The sequence below is a fragment of the uncultured Thomasclavelia sp. genome, assembly GCF_944324745.1.
Taxonomy (GTDB): domain Bacteria; phylum Bacillota_I; class Bacilli_A; order Erysipelotrichales; family Coprobacillaceae; genus Thomasclavelia.
The window spans coordinates 1-5,773 of record NZ_CALUXO010000030.1; the positions used below are offsets into that span (position 1 = coordinate 1).

Annotated in this window: 3 protein-coding genes; all 3 read right to left on the reverse strand. The window is 30.8% G+C overall.

The window, feature by feature from the left end:
* On the reverse strand, positions 1-257 hold a 257-nt coding region (locus Q0K54_RS03230; RefSeq protein ID WP_294578416.1), incomplete at its 3' end, for a hypothetical protein.
* Between the two features lie 827 nt (positions 258-1,084).
* Positions 1,085-4,270: a carbohydrate-binding protein gene (locus Q0K54_RS03235; protein WP_294578417.1), complete on the reverse strand. Its 3,186-nt coding sequence runs from the start codon at positions 4,268-4,270 to the stop codon at positions 1,085-1,087.
* 739 nt (positions 4,271-5,009) lie between these two features.
* On the reverse strand, positions 5,010-5,773 hold a 764-nt coding region (locus Q0K54_RS03240), incomplete at its 5' end, for a hypothetical protein (protein ID WP_294578418.1).

Here is a 5,773-nt window from a genome sequence, read left to right on the forward strand (position 1 = left end):
TGAGAAGGAATAATGGCTTGGATTTCATCAATAGTTAAATCATTTAATTCATCAACGACATATTTTAAAATATGAGCTAATATTTGAACATCACTAAGCAGTACTTTACATGTTTCATCGAGTTTGACGCTTTTTGAATCATTATTAATGATGGCCTGATTAATAATTGTAGCTGTGTAATTATCGTTGTCATCACCAGTTAATAAATCTTGGGATATGTCTTTGGCATATTGGCTTTTAGAATTTATAGTTTTCATCTTATTGCTCCATTATTAGATAATTTTTATAGTTTGATATGCCAAAGTTATTTTTAAAGCAACTATATTATAACATAGACAATATTATTTTTTATCTCAAATTTGTCTCATTTTCACTTGAATGGATTTTGTTATGAAATCTTTTATCCAATGAAATTTAACTTTATCATCATTATCATTAATTTTAAAACTTATTAAAAATGACCTGATAGAATAATTATTGGTTTTATAAAAAGAGACAAAATAAATTTTGTTTATTAAAATGTCGCTTATCACTACCCTCAATATTATTTATATCAGATGAATCTTGATTTATCTGTTGCTACTGATTCATTAATTCTTTTTATTATACATGATATAGTAAAAAGATAATAAATATACTTTTAAATATCTTCTTTGATAATTATGACTAGATAGACATTTTGGATGTAAAAGGTGATGCTGAAAAGTTACTTTAGATAAGATTGCTCATAGATATTGCAGTAAATGTCATGTCAAAACAAAATCAAAAAGAACTAATCATGTCAGTGCTATAGCTTTTAAAGCTAAACATAGTTAGATTCTTATTCAATTTTGTGTCTTTTTTATCAAAAATGGGGTTTTGCTCGAGATTTTTTGTTATTACCAAAAATACTTTGGTTGCTTTTTCAATGACAGAAAATAAGGTTCATTCTTTAAAATGGCATATAAAAAGGAAGGAAAAAATATGTTTTGGTTCAACAAATTTTATTCCTTCCCAATTTCTATTTATCTGCTTTCAAGTAAAAACCTGTTTGCAATCTATTCTTTTTTAACTATATTGGCTAAATTATTTTAAAAATTAATCGCTATCTTTTTTTCTTGATTACTAACATTGATCCTAAAGCCATGATCATCATCGTTGATAATCCCCAAACACTCAAATCATCACCAGTCTTTACAGCTGTTGTTTTACTTGGCTGTTGTTTTGTACTATTACCAGTTTGATTATTTTGGTTGTTTGGATTGCCTGGTTTTGTCCCTTCTGGAAGCGTTGGATCATCTGGATTAGTTGGCTCTTGAATTTCTGGCTCTTTTAATTTTAAAGAATTTTGAGCATTCAATAATGTTTCTGTTGCCTTAATAACTTCACTTTCTAAAGCATCTTCATTAGCAGCAATTTCTTTAGCCTGATTTAAAGCCAACTTAAATTCTTCTTGTCCGTCTTCTTGATATAAAGATAAATCAATTGCTTCAGCTGTGGCAATTGCATTGTTTAAAGCTGTTTTATCAGCTTTCTTCACTAATTTTGCCATCGCGTTATTTAAATTATTAATAGCAGAATTAACTTCCTCTTGTGTAGCATCTTCTTTAGCAAAAATTTCTTTGGCAGTTTGTAACGCTGTTGTAAATTCATCTTTACCTGGAGTAATATATTGTGATAAATCTAAAGAAGAGGCCTTAGTAATTATACTTTCTAATTCAGTTTTATCAACACTAGGAATATCCAAATTTACTCCATTAAATTCTAGATAATCAATATTAGTTCCATTATTAACATCCGTAAAAATAATCTTTAATCTATGATTACCGCTACTTAATTCAAATTCATTACTAGCTGCTTGTAACTGATAATCACTCCAAGATCCAGTTGTCGTCGCTGATAGACTACCAACTTTAACATCATCAATATAGATATCTGCTTGAGCATTTCCAGATTCAGAAGCTGAATTTAAAGCTAACGTATAAGTTCCACCATATTTTGCATGAATATCATATTCCAGCCAGTCATTAGTATTAGTTTCAGAAACATTATAACGACCATTACATGGCTCATGATTGACACCATAGCTGTTGCTGTAATCTTCAGCCTCAATTTTATCTGGAACTTCAAGAACTGGTTTTTGATAAATATTTATATAATTTAAATTATAATTAGCAGCTGAAAAATCTAATTTCAATTCATGAATTCCTTGAGTTAATTCAACCGGAATAATTACTGCTCCATTACCAGACCAGGTAATTGCTAACGCCTTTTCATCTACTTTATTGCCATCAATTGACAGAGCAATCTTCTGTCCAGAAAGTGACCAGATGTTATTAGTAGAATAATTCATTTCAACCATGTAAGTTCCGGCTTCTTTAGCATTTATTTGATAAGTAGCACTCGTTCCATCAGTAATATTAGTAATATTAGTATCAATTCGATTAGGTAATGGTACTGGAGCTGGTGCCACGACAACTTTAAAAGTTAACTGCGTATTAGTTTTACCATCAGTAACTGCTACTACTACATTAAATTCACCAGCTGATCCAGGTACCCAGCTGATCATACCGGTATTTGGATCAATCTTCATCCCAGCTGGAATGTCAACACCATAATAAACTAAAGAATCGCCATCTTCATCTTGCGCCTTTAATTGAATATTTAGCGCTTCAAACTGACTGATATTTTGAACACCTAGATCATTGATAAGCGGTGCATGATTATTTTCATCAGATGTTTCTGGCATTGTCCAAGTCAAAGTAGAAAAACCGCTCTCTATTTCGACAGTAGCTGTTTTACCAGCTAGATGAATATCAACATCACGAGTTGCACCGGTATTATTTAATACCATTACATAATTACCATCTTCATCATTGTAAACCACATTAGTAATTCCATCTTGACTGTCAGATGAATAAACTCTTTGATCACCATCTTCTAAGTACTTAGCAAAATGTCCTAAACCTGATAAAACACTATTATTATAACTAGCACTGTTTTTTTCAATATTTACGGTCACTAAACGTCCCTTCCAATGAGCACCTGGCTGATTAGCGATTTCAGTCCAAGTTTCGATATCATTAGTATCAACATATAAACGCCATTTATCTTCGACCCAATGTAAAGTTCCACCATTTTGATCAGTAATTTGCGTCCAGCCATTATAAGAACTGCAGTTTAAGCGGAAATAATCCATAATTGTTCCTGGATCCATACCACCGGCTTCAGTTAAATATACCGGTTTTCCAGTTTCCAAGTTTGCTTCTAACATTGCTGAAGCATCACCCCAATATGGATGGAATCCAATCCCATCGGCCGCATCATGAGTTTCATCACCTAATTCACCATTAAAAATATTATAATAATTTTTATAGCTAGTACTATCTGGTGCTTCTGGATATTTCCAATCCCAGAAGTTGAAGTCGTGCATCCATAATTCAGTATCAATATTTTCTTCTTTAAATACTTTTTTTATTTCAATTGCTAATTTCTGTTGTTGTTCAACAGACATACTCATAGATGGATAAATAACATCCATACTAGGTTCATTTAATTCAGTGATAGCACTAATCTTTATCCCTTCATTTTCATAAGCTTTAATAAACTTAGCATAATAACGTGCAAAAACTTCGATACAATCATCCCTTAAAGCTGATTCATTAATATAAGAATTAGTTTCTTCATCATATCTTAATTTTCCCGTAAAAGTACCTGTTGTTGTCATCCAACCTGGTGCGCTCCAGGCAGAGGCAAAGAATTGAGCATCAGGATTGTATTTTTGAATCAAATGAATTGTATCAATGATATGAGCATCTATGTCTTTTTTGATACTAAAATGCTCCAAATTCCAATCCTCTTGTCCTTCTGGCATATCATCATATGACCAAAATGGAATATGTTCAATACAATCTGGACTACCAATAGTAATTCTAAAATGATCTAATCCAGCTCCGTTAGTTGGACTAACTAATTTTTCGATTACTTTTTCACGCTGGGTTTCATCAAGTTTCCAAAGATTGGAAACTCCTGTTTCATCCAGTGAAATACCAATTCCCTTATATTTTTGATATTTCACTGATGGATCAATAATAATATCGGTATCACTTTGACCATTACTAGTTTGAAAATAGCTTTGATCCATTTCCTGCCACATGACATCACCTGATGAATGAGTCCCATTTATTAAAATATCATCAGATTGATTAGCCAAAATACCAACGGTCATCGTACTAATAGTCATTATACTACTGACCGTTGCTACAAAAACTTTTTTGAGATTAAATCTCATATCCTTTCACCTACCCTCTTTTCATTGTTATCAAAATAATTTATACCAATATATTTTAAGTATACCACTCGATAATATTATTGTCAACGCTTACAAAAAAAGATCAGAACATTAATCCTAATCTCCTAGATTTACAACTCGTATTTTTTCCAATAATTAAACATTTGAATTACAAATCATGTCCGGTGTATTCTTTCTCATTTCAACACTAATGCTGTAATCCCTTATAATTTTCATATCCACGATCAACAATAAAAATAGCATCTCTTGACTTTCGACCATTTTAGATGATATTAATATAGTCCTTGCCTTTTTATACTCCTGTTACAGAAAATGTGATTTAGATAATTATCTAGAGAGCTAATATGATACCGACAGTAAGAACCCTCAAAACTATTGTAATCTCAATATCACAATGTTAATATCGAAACTGTTTTGAACTCATATACGATATCATTAATAGAAAGACAATTATCAAAGCCAGATAAAAAGCTGATTGATTCACTCAAAGATATCAATAATAGTTTTAATGAAAATGTTATTTATAAAACTATTAATGTTGAAACAGGTATCAAAACACTAGAAATTGAAACAAGTAGCACTTTAAATGACTAGTATTTAATTACTTTTAAAAATAAAAAAATTATTTTTTACAAGTTCATATAGAAATTAAGGAGGAATAAAATTTATTATATCAACAGACTTTTCTATTCCTCCATTTTATAAAGATGAAAGAACTTTAATTACTAATTCCTCTTTTTTCATTAATAATTCTATCAATTGTTATAGTAGTTGGTTTTCCATTGATATATCCTTCTTTTGATTTTAAATCATCAAGCAAGCGTTTTATCATTTCGTTGATTTCCTCTTTTTTTACCAGTCCTACTATCTCCATTATCTTCTTTAATGATATATCTGTCTGTTCCAATAAATTTATCAGTATCTTATATTTCTCTTCGGTTTTACCTTCAACTCGTCCAGCTATCCGATTTTCGATTATTAATCCCTGAGCTAAATTACACATATTTTCAATTCCTTCCTTTAGTTCGGTACTCATTTTAAAATTATATTCCTTCTCCAGTATTTTTATTATCTCCCTGGCACTTGCCCCATTCATCCCAAATAATAACATCAGTGGTCTTAATAGCTCATCATTTTCTTCATATTTTTTGCTTATTACATGTTTATTACTAGTATAGATCGTTACGATCTTGATTTTATCATAAGCTTCTTGATTATTTAGTGGTTTTCCGGATACTACTTCCTCCTGCAACCCATATCTTCGAATTGTTCCATCTTCTTTTAGCGGTGTTTGTGGTAGCAGCCAGATTGAATATACTTTTTGCATCTTTTGATATTTATTTGCCTTGATTACGGTTTTAAACTGTTGTGATATCTGTTGACTGGTATAGGCTACCCCTCTAGTTACGATTTCATATTCGTTATAGATACTATTTTGGGCTTCGATATTAATCTGTAATCTGGTATTTGTACCAGGTATAT